At 27.8% G+C, this 23,112-nt stretch carries 18 protein-coding genes and 1 tRNA gene; 3 read left to right on the top strand and 16 right to left on the bottom strand.

The genetic code is table 11. From position 1 onward, the window contains the following. Positions 1-7: 7 nt before the first annotated feature. The 6 genes from QX51_RS19005 to alr all read right to left on the bottom strand — a co-directional run bounded on the left by QX51_RS19005 (position 8) and on the right by alr (position 6,369). Positions 8-1,360 carry a hypothetical protein gene (locus QX51_RS19005; RefSeq protein ID WP_039681466.1) on the bottom strand — a complete coding sequence of 451 codons (1,353 nt, stop codon included), beginning with the start codon at positions 1,358-1,360 and terminating at the stop codon, positions 8-10. A gap of 10 nt (positions 1,361-1,370) precedes the next feature. After that, positions 1,371-2,036 (bottom strand): HD domain-containing protein, encoded by a 666-nt coding sequence (locus QX51_RS19000; protein ID WP_052233174.1) that lies wholly within the window; start codon positions 2,034-2,036, stop codon positions 1,371-1,373. Positions 2,037-2,316: 280 nt separating this feature from the next. Continuing rightward, positions 2,317-3,090 (bottom strand): hypothetical protein, encoded by a 774-nt coding sequence (locus QX51_RS18995; protein WP_039681465.1) that lies wholly within the window; start codon positions 3,088-3,090, stop codon positions 2,317-2,319. 70 nt (positions 3,091-3,160) lie between these two features. Continuing rightward, entirely contained in the window at positions 3,161-4,312 is a 1,152-nt protein-coding gene (locus QX51_RS18990) for a THUMP domain-containing class I SAM-dependent RNA methyltransferase (protein ID WP_039681464.1), read from the bottom strand. Between the two features lie 15 nt (positions 4,313-4,327). Next, positions 4,328-5,128: an ATP-dependent sacrificial sulfur transferase LarE gene (gene larE, locus QX51_RS18985; protein ID WP_039681463.1), complete on the bottom strand. Its 801-nt coding sequence runs from the start codon at positions 5,126-5,128 to the stop codon at positions 4,328-4,330. Between the two features lie 89 nt (positions 5,129-5,217). Further along, positions 5,218-6,369, bottom strand: a complete 1,152-nt coding sequence (alr, locus tag QX51_RS18980; protein WP_039681462.1) for an alanine racemase — start codon at positions 6,367-6,369, stop codon at positions 5,218-5,220. A 393-nt stretch (positions 6,370-6,762) separates the two neighbouring features. Between alr and QX51_RS18975 the strand changes: the two genes are divergently transcribed. Further along, positions 6,763-8,124, top strand: a complete 1,362-nt coding sequence (locus QX51_RS18975) for an APC family permease (RefSeq protein WP_039681461.1) — start codon at positions 6,763-6,765, stop codon at positions 8,122-8,124. A 212-nt stretch (positions 8,125-8,336) separates the two neighbouring features. Beyond that, the gene (locus QX51_RS18970) at positions 8,337-9,683 is read left to right on the top strand and encodes an APC family permease (protein WP_039681460.1); all 1,347 of its coding nucleotides are present in this window, start codon (positions 8,337-8,339) and stop codon (positions 9,681-9,683) included. A gap of 68 nt (positions 9,684-9,751) precedes the next feature. On the opposite strand, the gene QX51_RS18965 is transcribed toward QX51_RS18970, so the two are convergent. The 8 genes from QX51_RS18965 to QX51_RS18930 form a co-directional block, all read right to left on the bottom strand. Further along, positions 9,752-10,393, bottom strand: coding sequence for an ABC-2 transporter permease (locus QX51_RS18965; RefSeq protein ID WP_039681459.1), 642 nt, complete (start codon positions 10,391-10,393; stop codon positions 9,752-9,754). Further along, complete coding sequence (locus QX51_RS18960; protein ID WP_039681458.1) at positions 10,393-11,250, bottom strand: ABC transporter ATP-binding protein; 858 nt, start codon at positions 11,248-11,250, stop codon at positions 10,393-10,395. The genes QX51_RS18965 and QX51_RS18960 overlap by 1 nt, the downstream gene beginning before the upstream one ends. Positions 11,251-11,253: 3 nt before the next feature. Continuing rightward, entirely contained in the window at positions 11,254-11,628 is a 375-nt protein-coding gene (locus QX51_RS18955) for a GntR family transcriptional regulator (RefSeq protein WP_039681457.1), read from the bottom strand. A gap of 158 nt (positions 11,629-11,786) precedes the next feature. After that, entirely contained in the window at positions 11,787-12,848 is a 1,062-nt protein-coding gene (hydE, locus tag QX51_RS18950; RefSeq protein ID WP_039681456.1) for a [FeFe] hydrogenase H-cluster radical SAM maturase HydE, read from the bottom strand. Between the two features lie 62 nt (positions 12,849-12,910). Continuing rightward, complete coding sequence (locus QX51_RS18945; protein ID WP_039681455.1) at positions 12,911-13,261, bottom strand: arsenate reductase family protein; 351 nt, start codon at positions 13,259-13,261, stop codon at positions 12,911-12,913. 75 nt (positions 13,262-13,336) lie between these two features. Beyond that, positions 13,337-14,659: a YopA family protein gene (locus QX51_RS18940; RefSeq protein WP_039681454.1), complete on the bottom strand. Its 1,323-nt coding sequence runs from the start codon at positions 14,657-14,659 to the stop codon at positions 13,337-13,339. A gap of 123 nt (positions 14,660-14,782) precedes the next feature. Beyond that, positions 14,783-19,117 (bottom strand): 2-hydroxyacyl-CoA dehydratase, encoded by a 4,335-nt coding sequence (locus QX51_RS18935; protein ID WP_039681453.1) that lies wholly within the window; start codon positions 19,115-19,117, stop codon positions 14,783-14,785. 398 nt (positions 19,118-19,515) lie between these two features. Continuing rightward, positions 19,516-20,904, bottom strand: a complete 1,389-nt coding sequence (locus QX51_RS18930; RefSeq protein WP_039681452.1) for an MATE family efflux transporter — start codon at positions 20,902-20,904, stop codon at positions 19,516-19,518. Positions 20,905-20,994: 90 nt separating this feature from the next. Here QX51_RS18930 and QX51_RS18925 point away from each other — a divergent pair, with 90 nt between their 5' ends. Further along, positions 20,995-21,816: a MerR family transcriptional regulator gene (locus QX51_RS18925; RefSeq protein ID WP_039681451.1), complete on the top strand. Its 822-nt coding sequence runs from the start codon at positions 20,995-20,997 to the stop codon at positions 21,814-21,816. A 256-nt stretch (positions 21,817-22,072) separates the two neighbouring features. Here the strand turns inward: QX51_RS18925 and QX51_RS18920 are convergent, their stop codons facing one another. Together QX51_RS18920 and QX51_RS18915 are read right to left on the bottom strand one after the other, a co-directional pair. Then, positions 22,073-22,729 (bottom strand): pentapeptide repeat-containing protein, encoded by a 657-nt coding sequence (locus QX51_RS18920; protein ID WP_039681450.1) that lies wholly within the window; start codon positions 22,727-22,729, stop codon positions 22,073-22,075. Positions 22,730-22,854: 125 nt separating this feature from the next. Continuing rightward, positions 22,855-22,930 (bottom strand) — tRNA-Met (locus QX51_RS18915). Positions 22,931-23,112: the final 182 nt, after the last annotated feature.

Genomic DNA, 23,112 nt, shown 5'->3' with positions numbered 1-23,112 from the left:
TCAATTTCTATTTATAAATTATAGAAAAATATTCCTTCATATTTTCCAATGTTAAGTCGTATTTTTCAAAAGCATCTTTATTTTTAACTACTAATTGATAATAATTATTGTCTGTTTCAGCCAATATAGTGTCCATTTTAGGACTTGCTTTAGTGTCTTCAACTAAGTTTTTAGGAGATATACCTATTTGGAATAATTCCAATGGTTCTTTACTACTCTTATCATAGTAGTAAAACACATAATACGGTGTATCACCTACTATATTCTTTTGAATATATAATTTATTTGCAAGATTATCTGGTACTAAAAATTTAAAATTATTCTTATAGTTATAATAAACTTGACTTATAAATATTGTATCTGCATCTTTGCCAGTTTTATTATTCCACTTTCTCCAGCTTATAAGAGCTGATGGTTTACTATTTGATGTGAAGGTTTCAATCATATTATTATTTAATACAGGTATATCTATAATCCCATCACTATTTGCATCTTTCACTGGCACATAATAAGAGTTTAATATGAGTTTATCATCATCAAATACTTTTTTTAGTTTATTATCTTTTATAAATAATATTTGTGTACCATAACCATTCTCTTTTAAAGTAGGTATACTTAGTATTATGCCTTTTTTATTATTGTAGACCTTTCCAATTACTAAATATAAATCATTTAGATTTTTTACATTTGGTATTTTAATGGTATTAGTTGTTGATAATTCATTATCCTTTGAATAATTCAACATAGTTACATACATTTCACCATTACTACTATCATAATTCATCATTAAAATATCTAGCTTTAGATCATTATCAATAAATCCTACTTTTATTTTCATTTGAGTATATTTTTTATAGTCTTTTATCCAAGTTGGCTTTACTTTAGATATTTTTTTAACTTTATTATCCTTTATACTATATACATTCATAGTGATTACTGACTTATTATTTATAAGTAATATGACTTCATCATTTCCATCATTATTCAAATCATAAAAGTTTGCATATTCTATTTCTTCACCTTCTTCAAGATAACTATCCTCTAGAGTATACCCTTCATCATTTTTAGAAACGAGTACAAAACCAACCTTATTTATTTTTAAATTCACATCTTGCCTTTTTTGAAATGCAATTATATTTGAGTCTACTTCATTTATTTGTCCAACCTCACTAGAATTATCCGGCAAGACTAATGTGGTTCCATCTAAAGATTTGTTTATGAAAGTATATAATTCACTATTTCCTTTATCATATACAATATTATCATCAAGTAGATTTTCAGGTAAATCACTACTTGTATCGCAGCCTGTTGTCATTATACACATAACAAATACTAAAGCTGCTACTTTTAGTAACTTCATATATTCCCTCCTATTTATATTTGTCAGCAAAAAAGTTCTTAAAATTATTTATCCTTTTTTCTTCTTGTTTTACTTTTTCTTCACACAAACTCAACCTCCCCAGTCTATCAGCCAGTGAGAGTAAGCTTATTTCTTTATAATCAGAATCATTAATAATTTCTTTTTCTCTAAAATATGGTAATTTTTTATCATAGAATAATGGTTGCATATGATACTTTACTAATATACATACTTCATTTATAAATTTTTCATCTTCTGTCACTTGATGCAAAAATTGTCTAGATAATATTTCTCCTTGTAAATCATGTCCATAAGCAGTTATTCTGCCTTTTCTTTTTTTTGTTGTTGTCAATTTACCTAGATCATGTAAAAAAGCAGCCCACATAAATACTCTTTTATCTTTAGATTGTTCTTTATACTCACATGCTTTATCAATTACTAATAGTGTATGGTTTAACACGTTTCCTTCAGGATGATGAACTAAGTTTTGTTCTATATCTTCCAAATTTTTAACCTTAATAAAGGGCTTTTGATTAAACTCTCCTTCATTAATTAATTTTCTAATTTCAACAGATGGTTTATCACTATTTAGTAATATGTCATCTACTTTTAAAAATAGTTCTTTACAAGTCATACTAATCACTCTTTCTATTTTATTATACATGAAATTTTCCAAAATAAAAGATTACTTCCTTAAGTAAATCTTATTATATTCTAACATAATATTATTGTTTTATTTATACTTTCTTTTTTTCTTAAGATTTCTTATTATTATTATGTATTTATCTCAAAAAAATATAAAGCTAAATCCAAAGATATATAATAAAAATTCGCTTCGCTCATATCGCCAACGAGATGCCTTCGCTGCCGCTTAAGTCAACTCTATTGCTCAAGTCACAAAGTTGGGAATCATATAAAAATATATCTTTAAGATTTAGCTTTTATAGTCTTTTTATTTAATTTTTGGGAAACTTATCATCTGACCAAATTATATCGTCAAATTTATGTTCGATTAAATTTTCTTCCTCAGCTTCTACTTGATGATTTTCATCAATAAATTCTTCCTCAGCTTCTATATTTCTAAAAACGCTACCTTCTACAATATCTTCTTCACTTACATCTTCCACTTCTTCAAGCTCTACATCTTCTACGGATTTAGTTTTTAATTCATCTTCTTTTCTTGATTTCTTATTAGATGTTTTTTTGCTCTTATCTTCCTTAGTAGGTTTACTTTCTTTTTTTGATGTCTTCTTACTTGATTTTTTTGTACTTTCTTCACTTGGTGAATTTTGAGATTTCTTTTTTGATGCTTTTTTTGATCCTTTTTCACTCTTCTTAGTTTTTGCTGATTTTTTCGATTTTTTTGATTTATTATCCTTAGGTTGGGCTTCAACTTCTGGTGTATCTTTTTTACGTTCCACCTCTATAATTTCTTTTGGCTCATCATTTTCACTTTTATGTTTTTTATTTGAAGTTTTTCTTTTTTGATTTTTATCCTCATCAGAAGTAGATTTTTTCTTAGTTCCTAAATTAAAATTAATTGTTTTCTTTTTCTTTCTCTTTCTTATTGTTTCTTCTTGTACATGCTCTTCACTATTAGATTTATTATCATCTACTAAATCATTTAATATTACTTCATTGTAATCTTCTACATATGAAGAAGTTTTTTTAGTATTTTTATGTTCTTTGTGTTTTGCATTTCTTCTCAGGTTATTTTTTGTTTTAAACAAATTTACACCCCCTTAAACCTACTTATATAATATATATTCAGTTTAAGGGAATATATTTACTTTTTATAAATTATTTATTATTTTTAGGTGGCCTTGGTCCTATATATTGATATAAATTACTTTTTAACATACCATTATATAACTTTCTTCTTCTGCTTGCTTCTCCACCAAATTCATTTTCAAAATCTTCATACGAAGTTATAAGATAATATGACCAGTTTTTAAGTTTTCTAAATGTATATCCCAGTTGTTTATAGAGCATTTTAACTGTATCCGTATCTTCTAACCTTTCTCCATAAGGAGGGTTTGTTACTATAAATCCATACTCTTCGTCACTAGAAAACTCAGTGGCATCACCATATTTAAATTCTATATAATCTGCCACACCTGCTATTTCTGCATTTTCTCTAGCTATTTCTAATGCTTCTTCATCTATATCATATCCGTAAATTTTAAACTCTATATCTTCATCTACCTTTGCATAAGCTTCTCTTCTTACATCCCACCAGATTTTTTTGTCCATAGTTCTCCAAGACTCAGAAATAAATTCTCTGTTAATTCCTGGAGCCATATTTATTCCCTTCATAGCTGCTTCTATTAAAAGTGTTCCAGAACCACACATTGGATCAACTAAGGTTCTTCCTGGTCTCCAAGGAACAAGTTCCATTATGGCTGCAGCTAAAGTTTCTCTAATTGGTGCTTTGTTAGCTCTTTCTCTATATCCTCTTTTGTGAAGAGCAGTTCCAGATGTATCTATTGTTAAAGTTACCTTGTCTTTATGTATAAATACATATATAGGGTATTTTTCTTTATCTTCTTTTAATAATCCTGTTTCTAAGTAGCTTTTCTTTAAACTTTCAACTACAGCTTTTTTAACTATAGATTGTATATCGGGAGTTGAATATAATTTTGATTTTATTGAAGATGCCTTTGATATTGGAAACTGCGCCCCAAAAGGTATATATTTTGCCCAGTTTATTCTCTTTGTTCCTTCAAATAACTCGTCAAAACTTCTAGCTTCAAATTCTGCCACCTTAAGATGAACTCTTTCAGCGCATCTTAAGTAAATATTTGATTTTGCTATACCTGTTTCATCAGTTTTATATGTAACCCTTCCATCTTCCGTTTTAATTATTTCAAATCCTAAGTTTTGTATTTCTCTACTTAACATTTTTTCCACACCAAAAAAACATGGTGCTACTAAAGTATATTCTTTTTTCATTTGTTCCTCCTGTTATTAGTTCATACTTCCCATTTTGTAACCATTTAAGTCTAAAGTAACGTATTTAAAACCTATTTCTTTAAATTTTAGATTTATTTTATTTATCATTTCATCATCATAAAACTTACAAATTTCTTTTTTGTCCACTTCTATTCTTGCCATGTTATCATGAACTCTTACCCTGTACTGACTGAAATTATTATCTTGTAAGAAATTTTCTCCTTCTTCAATCATTCTAAGTTTTTCTTTAGTTATTTTATCGCCTACTGGTATTCTAGTGGCTAAACAAGAAAAAGAAGGTTTTTTATATGTAGAAATATTTAATTCTTTTGATAATATTCTGATATCATCTTTTGTTAATCCAGCATTTTTTAGGGGACTTACAATATTCAGTTCTTCTAAAACCTTTAGTCCAGGCCTATAATCATCTAAGTCACTTAAATTAGTTCCATCAAGTATATATTTAATATTATGTTCACTTGCTATTTCTTTTATTTTACTAAATATAAATTTCTTACAATGATAACATCTAAGAGGTCCATTTTCTATAAACTCCTGCAAATATAAATTATCAATATTACATAGAATATGATTAACATCATATTCTTTTGCATAATTTTGAGCTTCTTCAATTTCTCTGCTTGAATGCATCATGGCACTAATAGTTATAGCTACAACATTTTCTTCTAGAGTGTCTTTTGCAACTTTTAATAAAAAATTACTATCTACTCCTCCTGAATATGCTATTGCTACCTTTTTCATTTCTTTCAAATCTTTGATTAATACATTTAATTTATTATTTAATATTTTATCCATTTATTCCCCACCCACTTAAAATAATTTATCTACTCTAGTATATATAAACATTTTTAATAAATCAAATTTAAAATAAGTAAGTCAAGTTTTTAATTTAATAAATAATTAATACTATAAGTTTTATTATTGTCTTTATATACTCTTGTAACTCTTCTATTAATCATACATAAAACTTCATAATTAATAGTATCATTTCTTTTCGCATTTTCTTCTACGCTAATCTCTCTTATATCATTGTCCATAATTATAACTTCATCACCTATTTCTATATTCATGGATAAAGGAGCTTTCACCATACATTGGTCCATACACACTCTCCCCACAACCTCCAATATTTCTCCTTTTATAAAAACTTTAGGATTATGTTGAATTCTATTAAATCCATCTGCGTATCCTATAGAGATTGTGACAATCTTACACTTTTCACTTGTTTTATAAACATGACCATAGCTAATACCCACATTTTCATCTAACACTTTTACATTGGTAACAGATGACTTTAGTTTCAAACAAGGCTTTAATCTTATTTCTTTATTAACTTCATCTGAAGGATAATATCCATATAATATGATACCTACTCTTACCATATTAAATAGATCTTCATTTAAATCTATGGTTGCTGCACTATTAGCCACATGTTTTATAGGTATATCTATATGTAGATTATTTAGCTTTTCAATTACTTTTTTATATTTATTTAATTGAATTAAAGTAGTTGTCTTATCTTCTTCATCTGCCTTTGCAAAATGAGTAAAGATCCCTTCTATATATATGTTTTCTAGCTTATTTATTTCTTCAATTGGTTCTATAGACTCCTCTGCTAAGAATCCAAGTCTACTCATTCCTGTATCAATCTTTATGTGTATTTTAGCTATTTTATTTGCTTGTTTAGCTATTTCATCTACCTTTTTAGCGTATTCCAAATTATATACTGTAATAGAAATTTCTTTCTCTATGGCATCTTTTATCATAGATATATCTGTATATCCTAAACATAAAATAGGTAATCTAATATTATTATTTCTAAGTTCTAATCCTTCTTCCACTCTAGCAACTGCAAAAAAATCTATATTCTTATCTTCTAAGTATTTTGAAATTTCAACTGCTCCACAGCCATAGGCATTGGCTTTTACCACACAACATACTTTTATTTTTTCTTTCAAACTATTTTTTATTTCATTTAAATTATCACCTATATTATTTAAGTTAATTTCAGCCCAAACTCCTGATTTGATTATCATCTTTACCTCCTCAAGTCTTTTTACATAATTTTATTATATAATCACAATTTTTTTTTTACAATAAATATAATATGTATGCACATTCTATAATAATATTTAAATCTATATTTAAATATTACCCAAGTACTTATTATTATATAAATACATAAAATAAATCCTTTTACAAATATTAAGTATAGCGAAAATAAAACACCCTCTTGTTATTACATTTTTTTACATAATAAAAAATTTATAGCCACTTAAAAAAATTTTTATTATATGTAAAAAAAAAGTATTGTTATCTTAGTTATAAAATTATATAATAAGAAAGTATTATTTACGGATAAGCTTTTCAAGAAAAAGCAAAAATAATCAACTTACTTAAAAATTAATATTGGAAAGGAAATCGTAATTATGAGTCAAAAATTACAAAAAAACTTAGGACTTGCTGCTGCATTATCTACAGTTATAGGTATGGTAATCGGTGGTGGAGTATTCTTTAAACCACAAGCGGTTTATACATTAACAGGAGGAGCACCAGGTCTTGGTATTTTAGCTTGGGTTATTGCTGGTATACTTACAATAACTGCTGGTTTAACTGCTGCAGAAGTTTCAGCTGCAATACCTAAAACTGGCGGTATGATGGTTTACATTGAAGAAATATACGGAAAAAAATTAGGAATGTTAACAGGTTGGATGCAATCAGTTTTATTCTTCCCTGCAACAATAGCTGCAATAGCTGTTATGTTTGGTAACCAAACTGTTTTATTACTTGGTTTAAACGAAAACCTTATTATACCAATAACTATTTGTACAGTATTATTCATAAGTGTTTTAAATACTTTTGGTTCTAAAACTTCAGGTATAATACAAACTGTAGCTACAGTTGCTAAATTAGTTCCACTAGTTATAATAATAGTATTTGGTTTCATTAAAGGAAGTGGAGCTAACCCAATAACTACTCCAATAGTTGCTGAAGGTTTATCTCCAATGTCTGTAATCGGACAAGTTTTAATAGCAATATTATTTGCTTATGATGGATGGATTAATGTTGGTGCCATAGCTGGTGAAATGAAAAATCCAGGAAAAGATTTACCAAAGGCAATAGTTGGTGGTTTATCAATAACTATGGCTGTTTATATAGCAATAAACTTAGCTTATTTATGGGTATTACCAGCTAACGAAATAGCTCAATTTGCTAACCCAGCTTCTGCTGTTGCAACTGTAATATTTGGTGATATGGGTGGTAAAGTTGTTACTGTAGGTATATTAATATCAGTATTCGGATGTATAAATGGTTATTTATTGACTGGACCAAGAGTTTTATATACTTTAGGACAACAAAAATCTATACCAGGATACAAAACAGTAGGTGCTTTAAATAGAAATGATGTTCCTGCTAATGCTACATTAATAATGGGTGTATTATCTTCATTATATGCATTATCTGGACAATTCAACTTATTAAGTGACTTATCAATGTTTGCTGTATGGTCATTCTACGTTTTAACTTTCATAGGTGTTATAATACTTAGAAAGAAACAACCAGACTTACACAGACCATACAAAGTTCCTATGTATCCAATAATACCATTAATAGCAATAGCTGGTGGATTATTCGTTGTATTAAATCAATTATTATTCGCTGGTATGACTAATACATTAGTATCTTTAGGTGGAGTTGTAGTTACTTTAATAGGTTTACCTCTTTACAGCATAGCTCAAAAGCAAGCTGCAAAAGAAGAAAACCATAATGACTTAGACAAAATAGCATAATAAAATCTAAGAGCTTCTTCATAATCTTTGGAGGAGCTTTTTTAGTATATAAATTTAAATTTTTGATAAATACATAAAAAATTTCCTTTTACAAATATTAATATATAATTCAAGGTTAGATTCCCTTGTAATTAATAATACTACAAATCGTCTTTATGTAGTTGAATTTATAATTTTTTATTTAGATAATTTTTTGAAAGGAAATTTAAATTATGAGTCAAAAATTACAAAAAAATTTAGGTCTTGCTGCCGCTTTATCTACTGTTGTAGGTATGGTTATTGGTGGTGGTGTATTTTTCAAACCTCAAGCAGTTTATACCTTAACTGGAGGAGCACCTGGACTTGGAATGATAGCCTGGGTTGTAGCTGGAGTTATAACAATAGCTGCTGGATTAACTGCAGCAGAAATTTCTGCTGCCATACCAAAAACTGGTGGTATGATGGTTTACATCGAAGAAATTTACGGTAAAAAATTTGGTGTTTTAACAGGATGGATGCAATCTGTTTTATTTTTTCCTGCAACTATTGCCGCTCTTGCAGTTATGTTTGGTAGCCAAAGTGCAGGTCTTATTGGAAACGAAAGTTTAGTAGTTCCCATAACTTTAGGCGTAATTTTGCTTATTAGTATTTTAAATACTCTAAGTTCTAAAACTACTGGCCTTATCCAAACGATTGCTACAATATGTAAATTAATCCCTCTTATATTAATAATTATTTTTGGTTTTATAAAGGGTGGTGGTGACAATCCTATAACTTCTCCTTTAGTAGGTCCTGGTGTGTCTACAGGCTCTGTTATAGGCCAATTATTAATTGCTATCTTATTTGCTTATGATGGATGGATTAATGTTGGTGCCATAGCTGGTGAAATGAAAAATCCAGGAAAAGATTTACCAAGGGCAATAGTTGGTGGTTTATCCTTTGTTATGGTTGTTTATATAGTAATAAACTTAGCTTACTTATGGGTATTACCAGCAAATGAATTAGCAAATTATGCTTCTCCAGCTTCTGCAGTAGCGGAAGTTATATTTGGACCTATGGGTGGTAAAATTATAACTGCAGGAATTCTTATTTCTGTATTTGGTTGTATTAACGGCTACTTATTAACTGGCCCTAGAATTCTTTATACTTTAGGTCAGCAAAAATCTATACCTGGATATAAATACTATGGTTCATTGAATAATAGTGGTGTCCCTGGAAATGCAACAATAGTAATAGGTGTCTTATCTGCCCTTTATGCACTTTCTGGACAGTTTAACTTATTAACTGATTTATCCATGTTTGCAATTTGGTCTTTCTATGTACTAACATTTATAGGTGTTATTTTACTTAGAAATAGACAACCAGAATTAAATAGGCCATATAAAGTTCCATTATATCCAGTTGTACCGCTAATAGCTATAGCTGGTGGATTATTTGTTGTAATTAATCAATTATTATTTGCAGGTATAGAAAATACTGTAATTTCTTTAGGCGGCGTCCTTATTACTTTAATCGGACTACCTCTTTACTCTATAGCACAAAAACAATCAGATGAAGATGATGATAATAAAGTTGCTTAAATTAATAATTTGTTATATAAAAAATAGCATGATAAATTTGTTAACAAGTTTATCATGCTATTTTCATATTAAATTATTTCTTTTTTTTCATATAAAAATCTAGTTATAAAGTATGATATAAGCAATATTACTATCGTTAACACTCCGCTAAGAAGATTAATATTCATTTCACTTAATTTATTTAATATATTCATAGCTGTTTCAATATCATTAATAACTAAAGACGGTATCATTACTATAACCATAAATATAAGTATTATTGCCATTCTACCTTTTTTCATTCCGAAATATAATAATACAGGAATTAAAATTGATATTAAAACCACCGCACTTATTATACCCATATATAAAATTATTTTATAATCAATTCCTGTTAAATCAACTAAATTCATTTTTTTAGATATAAAAAATATTAAAGAACATAATATACCTGCTCCAACAATAGTTATTATACCAAAAATATATCTAGATATAACATATTCATTTTTTGTTACTGGTAAGTGAGCAATCATGTGATCTATTCCATATGAATCTTCATACGCCATTGTTTGATATGCTATAACATAAGTTATCATTCCCACTAGCATTGATGAAAAACCAGGATTAACTAAAGATGCAACTCCAAAAACAACCATAATAAATAAGGCCATCTTCTTTATTGAAAGAAAATTATTAAAACTTAAATTTACTAAATTCATTATATTTCTCATTACTTATTCCCCCTTGTATAATAAGTTAATATATCTTCTAAATTAGGTTTATCATAAACTACTTCTTCGCCAAATAATTCATAAGCTTTTTCTTTATTTTTCACTAAGCCTTCAAATCCAAAGCTAGTCTTATTTACTGATATAAATACATTTTCTGTATCCTTTTGTAATAATTCATTTTTCCCTTTTACTATAACATGATTTTGTAAGATACTATCTTTGTCACCATCCAAGAAAATTTCACCTTTATAAATAAAAACTAAATAATCTCCTATTTTATCTAAATCACTAGTTATATGTGTTGAGAAAAATACTGTGGCATTGTCTTTTTCAATTCTTTCTTGTAACATTTCTAGCACTTCATTTCTTACTAAAGGGTCAAGATTTGCTGTAGGCTCATCCATTATTATTATTTTAGGATGATGAGACAGTGTCATTACTATTTCAAATTTCTTTTGTTGACCTTTAGATAATTCTTTGTAAACCTTGTTTTCATTTAATCTAAATTCTTCCATGTATCTTTTATAAAGTTTTTCATCCCAATTTTTATAAAACATACAAAGAGAACTTTTTATTCTACTTAACTTTGATTCTTGCAAATAACCATTAAATTCTCCTACTACTCCTAAGTACTCTTTTAATGATAACTCATCATTTTTATATTCTTTTCCAAACAATTTAATGCTTCCACTATCTTTACTTAACATATTTAATATTAATTTTATTGTAGTTGTTTTACCAGATCCATTTGGACCAATAAAGCCTGTTACAAAACCTTCTGGAATTTTCAAATCTTCTATTTTTAAAGAAAAACTATCAAAATCTTTTCTTAAATTTTTAATTTCAATTGCATTCATTTTTTAAACCTCCTCATAAATACTTTTAATAATTTCTATAAACTCACCTTGAGCTATTCCCATCTTCTTAGCTACTAGAATTATTTCCTCCAACTTGCTCTCCATTTCAAAGAGAGCTGCTTCTTTTAATCTTTCTGTACTTTGACTACATACATAGCTGCCCTTACCTGCAACAGTTATTATGTAGCCTTCCTTCTCCAACTCTTCATATGCCCTTTTCGTAGTTATTATGCTTACCTTAAGTTCTTTAGCTAAAGATCTTATTGATGGTAGTAATTCCTCACTAGATAAATCTCCACTTAAAATTTGTGATTTTATTTGATTTTGAATTTGTTCATAAAGAGGTACTGCCGAAGAGTTACTTATAATTATATTCAACTATTTTGCCTCCTTCCACATATCATTTATGTATATAAGTGTTTATAATCGTTTATAACTGTGTATATATATTATATACATATATTAACTCTTTTGTTATACCATGTCAAGTATCAACAAAAAAAGATGCAAACTTTTTATAGTCTGCATCTTTTTACTTATTGTTGTCCATATTCAACCTTTTTAAAATCACCCTTATTTATAACAACTTCATAACCAATTTTTTTCATATTTTCTTTCAATATATTTAGATTTTCTCCTGCATCATCATCATTAATTGCTTTATTATCATATAACATATATTTTTTTCTAACTGAAAGTGGAGATAAATTAGGCATAACTACATTCGCCCCAGCCATTACCCCTAATTGTTTACCTTCACCACTAACTGTTCCTAATGCTGTTGTAGCTGGCAAAAGTGCATTTGGTAGCATAATGCGGCATAAACTTAATAAAAATAAGGTTGTATCCACACTACCTGCTGGAAATTCTTTAAATGGTGTATCTTTATGAGGTATAAAAGGTCCTATACCTATCATTTCAGGTTCAAATTCACCTATAAATACCATATCTTTAGCTAAATGATTAATAGTTTGATATGGAGAACCTACCATTAATCCACATCCTGTTTGATATCCGATCTCTTTTAGTTCTTCTAAACATTTTATTCTATGCTCCCACGAAAGTTCCGATGTATGAAGCTTATTATAGTGCTCTTTATCTGCTGTTTCATGACGTAATAAATATCTATTTGCTCCAGCTTCAAAAAATTTTTCATATGAATCCTTACTTTTTTCTCCAATAGAAAGTGTTATAGCACAATCAGGATAATTTTCATGTATTTCTTTTATTATGTCCAACATGAGCTCATCATCATAAAACGGGTCTTCTCCTCCTTGTAAAACAAAGGTCCTATATCCATATTTATAACCTTCTTCACAACAAAGTAATATATCCTCTTTTGAAAGTCTATATCTAGAAGCACATTTATTACCTCTTCTTATGCCACAATAGTTACAATTATTTTTACAATGATTAGTAAATTCAATTATTCCACGAAAAAATATTTTATTGCCAAAGTTTTTATTCGATATCTCTCTCGCTAATTTTGCTGCATAATCTTTATCAGCTTCTGTATATGCACTAAGTAATTGTTCCCATTCATGAATATATAGTTTCTTTTCCCCATTTAATTTTTCTATTAAGTCTTTATTAGTCAACACCCTCTCCCCTTTCCACTTACAAATAATCTCCTTTGAAATTAATCAAAGGAGATTATTTGTTATAATAAATTTTCTTTATATTCATTTTCTTTAAAACCAATTAGAACCTTTTTGCTATCTACTAATAATGGTCTTTTTATCAATTTTCCATCACTAGACAATAACTCAAGCATTTCATCTTCACTTGCTGTTTTTAATACTTCTTTAAGACCTAGTTCTCTATATCTAACACCACTTGTATTGAAAAATTTTTTTAATTCATGTCCACTTTCTTCATAAATCTTTTTCATTTCTTCTTTTGTCGGTGGTGTATCAATTAAATCTATTTCTTCAAAATTTATATTATTATCTTTAAGCCATTTTTTAGCTTTGTTTGCTGTAGAGCATTTTTTGTATCCATAAAACTTCATATTTCAATTCCTTTCCATCACTCTTTATAAAAATTCACTTCGTTCATGTCGCCAACGAGATGCCTTCGCTCCGCTTCAGTCAACTCCGTTGCTCAAGAAATTCCATGGTACCAATTCCACTTCTCCATAAGATCTTTCTTTTAATCTATTGGAGTACTCACCTTTGTAGTTTATTAGATGTAATATAACTAATTCAACATATCTTATGGCAATTTGAATTATATTCCACATATCTTCCACATGAAGAGTTGCTCTATTTCTTTTTCTACTTGGATGAACTATTTTATTTCTAAAGTATATAATTAAATCTACACCATCTAAAAATTTATTTTGAATATATTCATCAAATAAATAAAGCTCTTCCTTTCCAATAGGAATTTTACAACTGTTTAGTAAGATTCTAATATTTGTTGATGATAAATTTTCATCAAATTCCTCATCACTTAAAATCTTTTGTTGCTCAACTAAAACCACATATGATAAAGTTTCAAGTGCAATTTGCATGGATATGATATTGTTTTCTATTGTAGTATTACCCAATGTTTCTATATACCAATCAATAACTTGTTTGATAGCATGACCATAGTATATATCATTTAATCTTTTGCACATTAAAGTCATATATTTTTCTATATTATGATTATTCGCTATGGTATCCTTCCAGTTAGGTACAAATCTAAAAGGACTTACTATGCACTCTCTACATAATCTAAATATGTTATTGTTTAGCTCATATCCTTTAACTATGCATATATCCACATATCTACCGCACATAAAACTAAGTGCCATAGATATATTATCCAACACATCGTTTATATTATTTGTCTTAAATAAACTTCCATCTTTCTTTTTCATTCTTCCGATATGAGTAATTATAGTACCAGATTTATCTTTTAGATTACGATTTAATTCCTTTGTAAAATCATACCTTTTATCAATGGTTATCTCTAAATCGCCTATATTAAATTCCATTCTCCCAGCAAATAATTTATCCTCGTGCATTATAAGCTTGCCTGAATATCTATCAAGATTTACTATGTAAAAATCTATACTATCAACAAAATAATTTTTAGACTTAATATACCCGTCATTAATATATCCTTCTAATATTAAATCATTTGATACTGTTACGGTTACATTGATTGGCTTATATCCATAAACCTCTAATATAGCATTATCATAATCTAGTGTTATATCTACATCATAATCTTTTCTTGATAAAACTTTTCCTTTAAAATTTATAGACATGGGAGTGGTCATTTTATAAAATACTTTTCCGTAGCATTTATATTTTTTGTTATATAAGTAAACACAAAATCTTCCTTCATGGATACTAATATCTTCGCTTACATCGTAATCCAAATAATCTAAAGATATAGCATCTTTAAGTGATTTCATAACTACTCCACCTTTTCTTATATATTGAATTTTATTATATCATAATAAATATATCCATTGTTGATAAAATTCTATTTTATATACAAGAACAGACTAGAAATAGCTCTAATCTGTTCTATATACTTAGCATTTAACTAAACATTCCTTTTTATTTTCATCATGTTCTTTAACTTTATAATCATTAATATTTATATAAGCCCTTTCACTATTGTTCATTGTCTTAAATGCCTTTGATAACATTAACTTTATTCTATTAATTTGATTTACTTCACTGGCGGATGGGTCATAATCTACAGGAATTATATTGGCATCTTTATATCTTCGTTTTAACTCCTTAATAGAACCCTTCCCAATTATATGATTTGGTAAACACCCAAAAGGTTGCATACAGATTACATTTTTCACCCCATCTTCAATTAGTTCTATCATTTCTCCTGTTAATAACCAACCTTCTCCTGTCTGATTTCCAATAGACACTACTTCAGAAGCCTTTTTAGCCAAGTCTCTAATATCATTTGGAGGAGAAAATCTTTTACTTTCTTTTAATGCTTTTATATAAGTTTTTTGATATAAATTTGCAATTCTTATAAACAATTTTGCACCTATAATTGATTTTTTGCTTCCTTCTAGATACTTACTCTTATAAAGGGTATTTATAGACCAAGCAGTAAAAAAGTTAATAAGTTCTGGCATTACTGCCTCTGCTCCTTCTTTTTCTAATATATCTACCACATTATTATTTGCTGTTGGATGAAACTTAACTAAAATTTCTCCAACTAACCCCACACGAGGCTTTACAATATCTAGTATTTCTAAATTATCAAAATCTTTGACTATATTTCTTATATTATTTTTAAACTCTGAGAAACTTCCATTTCTCACAGACTCCTTACATTTAATTACCCATTCATCATAAAGTTTGTTTGTACTACCTTTTATGGCTTCATAAGGTCTTACTCTATAAACCACCTTCATTAGTAAATCTCCATAGACGGCACTCATGATAGCCTTATGAAGTAGTTTTAATGATATATTGTCCTTAATTCCATTGTCTTCTATGTTGTTTACACTCAGTGATATTACTGGTATATCCTTAAAACCTGCCTCATATAGTCCTTTTCTTAAGAAACCAATATAGTTGGTAGCTCTACATCCTCCACCCGTTTGTGTAATAACTACAGAAGTATTTTTTAAATCGTATTCTCCTGATTTTAAAGCTTTTATTAACTGACCTATTACTATTATTGCTGGATAACATGCATCATTATGTACATATTTTAGTCCTTCTTCTATAACTTCTCTATTAGTATCTTGTAGTATTACAACATTCCAACCAGAAGAGTTAAAAGCTTCTTGTACAAACTGAAAATGTATTGGAGACATTTGTGGTGCAAGTAAAGTGTGCTTTATATTAAGTTTTGTATTTTTAACATAAGGAATTTTCTTAACTTCTATATTCTCTGCCTTTATGTTATTTTCTTCTCTTTCTTTCATGGCTGCTTTTAGTGATCTTAATCTTATTTTTGCTGCTCCCAAGTTATTTCCTTCATCTATCTTTATAACAGTGTAAATTTTTGATTTTTCACTTAAAATTTCTTCCACTTGTTCTGTAGTTACTGCATCTATACCACAGCCAAAAGAGTTTAACTGAACTAATTCTAGATTATCAAAATTTCTTACAAATGATGCTGCCTTATATAATCTAGAGTGGTATACCCATTGGTCAACTACACGAAGAGGTCTATCTAGATTAGCAAGGTGGCAAACACTATCTTCTGTAAGTACAGCCATGTCTAAGGAGTTGATTAACTCTGGTATTCCATGGTTGATTTCTGGATCTAGATGATAAGGTCTACCTGCCAAAATAATTCCTTTTAAGTTATTTTTATTTATATGTTTTAGTGCATCTTCTCCTGCTTTTCTTACTTCACTTTTAAAATTATTTTCTTCATTTGTAGCTTCATCTACGGCCTTAAATACCTCTGACTTTGTAATATCCTTAAAGTTTTCTTTAAGAACTTCATATAACCTACGTTTTAATCTTTCTTTATTATTTAAACTTAAAAAAGGATTAATATAATGAATATTTTTTGTTCTTAAATCTTCTAAATTATTTTTTATAACTTCAGAGTAAGATATTACTACAGGACAATTGTAGTTGTTATCTGCTGTTTCATCCTCTTTATATTCGTGAGTAACTGCCGGATAAAAAATAGTTTTTATTCCTCTATCAATTAAACTTTGAATGTGACCATGAACCATTTTTCCAGGATAGCATACTGTTTCAGAAGCTATGGAATCTATTCCTTTTTCATATAATTTTTTTGATGATCTTTCTGATAATAATACCCTAAATCCTAAAGACGTAAAAAATGTATACCAAAATGGGTAATCTTCATACATATTTAAAACTCTAGGTATTCCAATTTCTCCCCTCTTCGCTTCTTCTTTACTTAGAGGTTTATAATACTTGAATAATCTATCATACTTAAATTTGAATAAGTTAATAGGATTTTCTTTATGTTTTTTTATACTTTTATCTCCATTTAAAAAAGCTCCATTTTCACATCTATTTCCTGATATAAAAACTTCATCTTCAGAAAATTTATTTATTGTAAGCAAGCATTTATTTGAACAACCTTTACATCTTTTCACTGTAGTATCAAGTTTTATATTATTAAGTCCCTCTAAATTTAATAATTGACTTTCATAATTTTCCTTATAGTTAGCTTTTGCTATTAAAGCACAACCAAAAGCCCCCATTAAACCTGCAATATTAGGTCTAATAACTTCTCTTCCTGTTAATTTTTCAAAAGCTCTAAGTACTAAATCATTATAAAAAGTACCACCTTGCACAACTATATTATTTCCAAGTCTGCTAAAATCCCTTATCTTTATAACTTTAAATAAAGCATTTTTTATTACTGAATAAGAAAGTCCTGCAGATATATCAGCTAAGGTAGCTCCTTCTTTTTGTGCTTGTTTTACCTTTGAATTCATAAATACTGTACATCTAGAACCTAAGTCCACAGGATTTTTTGCGAATATTCCCACATGGGCAAATTCTTCTATAGTCATTGATAAGGATTTTGCAAAAGTCTCTAAAAATGACCCACATCCTGAAGAACAAGCTTCATTTAGTATTATGCTATCTATTACTCCATTTTTTATTTCAAGACATTTCATATCTTGACCACCAATATCTAAAATAAAATCTACATCATTATTAAAATATTTTGCTGCTTTATAATGAGCTATAGTTTCTATTTCTCCAAAATCAACTTTCAATGCTTTTTTAAGTAATGCTTCTCCATATCCTGTTACACAAGAAGAAAGTATTTTCATTCCTTTTGGCAAAACTTTATATATATCTTTTAAAACTCTTATGGAAGTCTCCAAAGGACTACCTTCATTACTACTGTAATAAGAATATACTAAATTTCCATGTTCATCTATTAATGTGGCCTTTGTGGTAGTTGAACCTGCATCTATTCCCAAATAAACATTTCCTTTTATTTTATTAATATCTACTTCTTCAACGGAATTTTTTTCATGTTCATGTACAAACACTTCGTATTCATTATAGTCTTTAAATAAACAATCTAGGCCCTTATTTCCCCCAATATCAATATTCTCAATTGCTTCTAATCTATTTAATAAATCATTTAGCATTAAAAACTCTTCATCTTTTGACAATAAACTTGCCCCCATAGCTATGTATAATTGGGCGTCTTCTGGAAAAATTATGTCTTCATCCTCAAGTTTTAATACATTTTGGAATGCCTTTCTAAGCTGAGATAAAAAATATAAAGGTCCTCCTAGAAAAGCAACTTTTCCTTCTATTTTTCTTCCACAAGATAATACACTTACTGTTTGAACTACAACGGCATTAAATATGCTCATAGCTATATCTGCTTTTTTTGCACCATCATTTATCAATGGTTGGATATCTGTTTTTGCAAAAACACCACATCTTGAAGCAATAGGGTATATAATATTATAATCCTTTGCCATTTCATTTAATCCCTCAGCATCTGTTTTTAAAAGTGTCGCCATCTGGTCTATAAAAGCACCAGTTCCGCCAGCACATATTCCATTCATTCTTTGGTCAATTCCACCACTTAAATATGTTATCTTTGCATCTTCTCCACCTAATTCTATTACAACATCTGCTTCTGGATGAAATGTTTCTATCGCTTTTGTTGATGAAATAACCTCTTGAATAAATTTTAAATTTAGATGATTGGATATATCTATTCCTCCAGATCCTGTCACCACTACTGATACACAAATATCTCCTAATTTCTCATAAATATTTCGTAGTATTTCTTTAACAGCTTTTTTAACATCTGAAAAATGTCTTCTATATTCCTTATAAATAGGTATATCATCATATAAAATTACAGTTTTTACTGTTGTTGATCCTACATCTATTCCCATATTGTATGTCTTCTTCATAACTATCCCCCCATGACATATAAATCCCGCTCATATTTCATGTATACTAAAATTTTTATTACGATTTCTATAGTATAAATTATAAGCCAAAACTGTACATATCTAATAATGTTAATTAAATTTTAATATAATATCAACATAATCTTTAAAATTCATTATATTAAATTATAAATATTTAATTTTTATTCATTAATACAGGCTTTAACCTTTATATACTTTATTTTATATATTTAAAATTCCACTTAAAAATACTTTTACCTTTATTCTACTACATTTTTTGTGCTTTTGAATTTATTTAAATATGTCTTACTAATTAATTATGATAAAAGAATAGATAAATATGAATATAATAAAAAAGAACAAAGATAATTTATTTTATCTTTGTTCTTTTTTACTACTTATATATTATTTATAACTTCATTGCGATTTTCTTCTTTGTTATTATTAAAAGTTTTCTTATAAAATACTGTAAATATGATTACTGTAATTATTATAGATATAATATCTGCAATTGGTTCTGCTAATAAGACAGCTGTTAGCCCATCTTCAATAAACATTGGTAAAATGAATATTAATGGAACTAATAGTACTATTTTTCTAAGCATGGCAATAATCAACGATGTCTTTGCTTGCCCTAAAGCTAAAAAAGTTTGCTGACAAGCTATTTGAGCTCCAAATAAGCACATTCCTCCAAAATAAATTCTCATAGCCCATGAAGTTATTTCAACAAGTTCTGGCTTATTATTAAATATGCTTACAAAAACTTCTGGGAAAATCATTATTGATAATACCATTAAAGCAGAATATGATAAACATATTACAAATAACAATTTAAAAGTCTTTTTAACCCTAGTCATTTCTCTTGCTCCAAAGTTATAACTCATTATAGGTTGTGCCCCTTGAGTAAGACCCATTAGAGGCATCATTATAACTTGCATAACACTACTCATTATTGTCATAGCCCCTACTGCTAAATCTCCTCCGTATTTTAATAATTGATTATTTAAACTTACTAGTACTAAAGATTCTGTAGCTTGCATTATAAACGGTGCTACTCCTAAAGCAACTATGGAAAGCGCTAATTTTTTATTAATCTTCAGATATCTCTTTCTAATTTTAAGAATACTTTTTTTACCAAATAAGAATTTTAATACAAAAATAGCAGATACTCCTTGTGCTATTATTGTAGCTAAAGCTGCTCCTTTAACCCCCATATTAAATCCAAATATTAATATTGGATCCAGCACCATATTTATAGCAGCTCCTATGATAACTGTAAACATACCTATTTTAGTAAATCCTTGAGTATTTATAAATAAATTCATTCCCAAGGATATCTGTACAAATATTGTACCTACTAGATATATAGATAAGTAATCTAAACCGTATCCTATAGTAGCATTACTAGCTCCAAATGCCCAAAGTATAGGTTCTTTGAATAAAAGAAATACTATTGTTAAAACAATACCTCCACATATAAGCATAGAAAAACAGTTGCTCATTATTTCTTCTGCTTTTTCATTATCTTGTTTACCCATTTCTATGGCAGTTAATGGTGCACCTCCTGCTGCAAATAGCATTGCAAAAGCTGATACTAATAGTATTATTGGCATGGCAACTCCAACTCCTGCCATAGCTAAATCTCCACTATCCATCTTACCTATAAATATTCTATCGATAATATTATACAATAGATTTACTAATTGACCTATTATAGTAGGAATAGCCAATGTAAAAAGTAATTTGCCAATGTTTCCTTTTCCTAAATCAATACTTTTATTACTCATAATATTACTCCTTATAAATTTATATATATTCTTTATTATATTGGTATAATATAGTATAGGGTAACCCAACAGTCAATAGGAGATTTAAAAATGATGAAAATGAATTTAAAAAAACTTACTACAGGAGAGTTTGCTAAACTCTGTAATGTCACAAAACATACATTGTATCATTACAACGATATTGGAATATTAAAACCTGATTCTTGTGATGAAAACGGATATAGAATGTATACTTATGATCAATTAAGTTTGTTTTACTTTATCTCTGTAATGAAAGATATGAATATGTCTTTAAATGATATCAGTTTATTTTTAAATAATAGAACCCCTAAAAAAGTTAAAAATTTATTTGAAAATAGAATTGATGAACTAGATGAAGAAATAAAGAGGATTAAAGAATTACAAAATATGCTTAAATCAAGAATAGAAAAAATTAATTATGCAACTTCCATAAATAGTGAGGAAATAAAAATTGAATATGAAAAAGAAGAAAAGCTCTTTCTGAGTAAATCTTTAAAAAATGATGCTAATGAGAACTTATTTTTTATGGTTAGAAAAAACTTTAATCAATTTATTAATAATTATAGCTTAGACGATCGTCTATCTACTTTAATAAGCATCGAAAAAACAGATAACAATTATAATTTTATACCAGAGAATTTTTTATTTAATTGTGAAACAGAAATACCTTCTTCCAAATTATTTATTAAAAAAGCTGGTAAGTATCTAATTGGATACCATAAAGGATCGTATAACAATATAGAATTAACTTACAATAAAATGATTTCATATATAAATAATAATGATTTAAAAATTGGAAATTATTCTTATGTGAAAAACTTATTGGATGCATTAACCACTCCTAGTGAAGATATGCACTTATTAAAGATATCCATAGAGTTGTCTAATTAATATTTTCTATTTATTAATAAAAAATTAAAGTAGTAATATATTTTCACATCAGGTGGTGCTTCTTCCTTGCTAAAATATCATACTTATGGTAATTTCAATAAAATGCTAGATTTAAATGAAATAGAAAGTGTTACTATTAGCAATGAAACCATCCACCTTGAAAAATAATAAATCAGAGAATTATTCTTATGTGAAAAAATTATTATAAATGTAAAAAGCCTGAGATTTTTCACAATCTAAGGCTTTTTACATAAGCTTATAAAATCCCTTGATCTTTATAACTTTGTAAACTTTTTATTATATAACTTAAAGTACAGAAATCTCTATCAACTTTTTCACTTAAAATTCCTAAACCTTCTATAAGTCTTTTTTCTCTGAATTTTTCTAAAAGTATCATTATACTTATTGTATTGATACCTCCATCTTTTGTATCAAGAGTTCTTGATTTTTTCACACAATTATTTTCCATAGCTTTTTCTATGGCATTTTTTAAATCATCACTTATTTCTAATCCTGGCATTTCATTGTATATTCTTGCTTCATCTTCTTTATAATTAAGATTTATTGCTTTACTTAAATCACAATTTACAAATATAACATTTTTAAAAGTTGCACCAGTAAAATCTACACTTTCCAACTTTGCACCTTCAAATATAGTATCTTCAAACTTAGCTTTTGCAAATCTACTTCCTTTTAAATTACTTCCTACAAACTCAGCATATTTAAAAGTACATCCGTAAAAGTTGCAAGATTTAAAATGAGCTCCTCTCAAACTTGTAAAGTTGAAGTTTGATTTTGAAAAATCGCAATTATAGCAATTACTTCTTTTTAAATCTTGATACATAAAATTCTTATTCATTTTAGATGTCTTGTTATACTTAAGTGCAGTATCTATCTTTTTATTATTATTCATAATACCTCCATAAAATTCACTTAATTCATGTAATCAACAATTTATCCTCATTATTATTTAGGATAAATCCTTACTAATAAAAAAGCTCTTATACCAAAAGATATAAGAGCTTTATATTTACATATTGGTTGCGGAGATAGGACTTGAACCTATGACCTTTGGGTTATGAGCCCAACGAGCTGCCAACTGCTCCACTCCGCGTCGTTATTACCTTCTCTAATATTAAGGATAGCATAATAGATACAATAAAATACGTATTATATGATAGGTGCTTATTTTAATAAATAAAAAGCTATTAAAAATAAATTTTTTTCAAAAAATCCTTGCATAATTTGTCGAATTTTGTTATTATAAATATACAGTTATTTCCCCAATAACTGATT

This window comes from Terrisporobacter othiniensis (assembly GCF_000808015.1).
In the GTDB taxonomy this organism is placed as follows: domain Bacteria; phylum Bacillota; class Clostridia; order Peptostreptococcales; family Peptostreptococcaceae; genus Terrisporobacter; species Terrisporobacter muris.
This window is presented reverse-complemented; position numbering and strand designations above follow the sequence as displayed.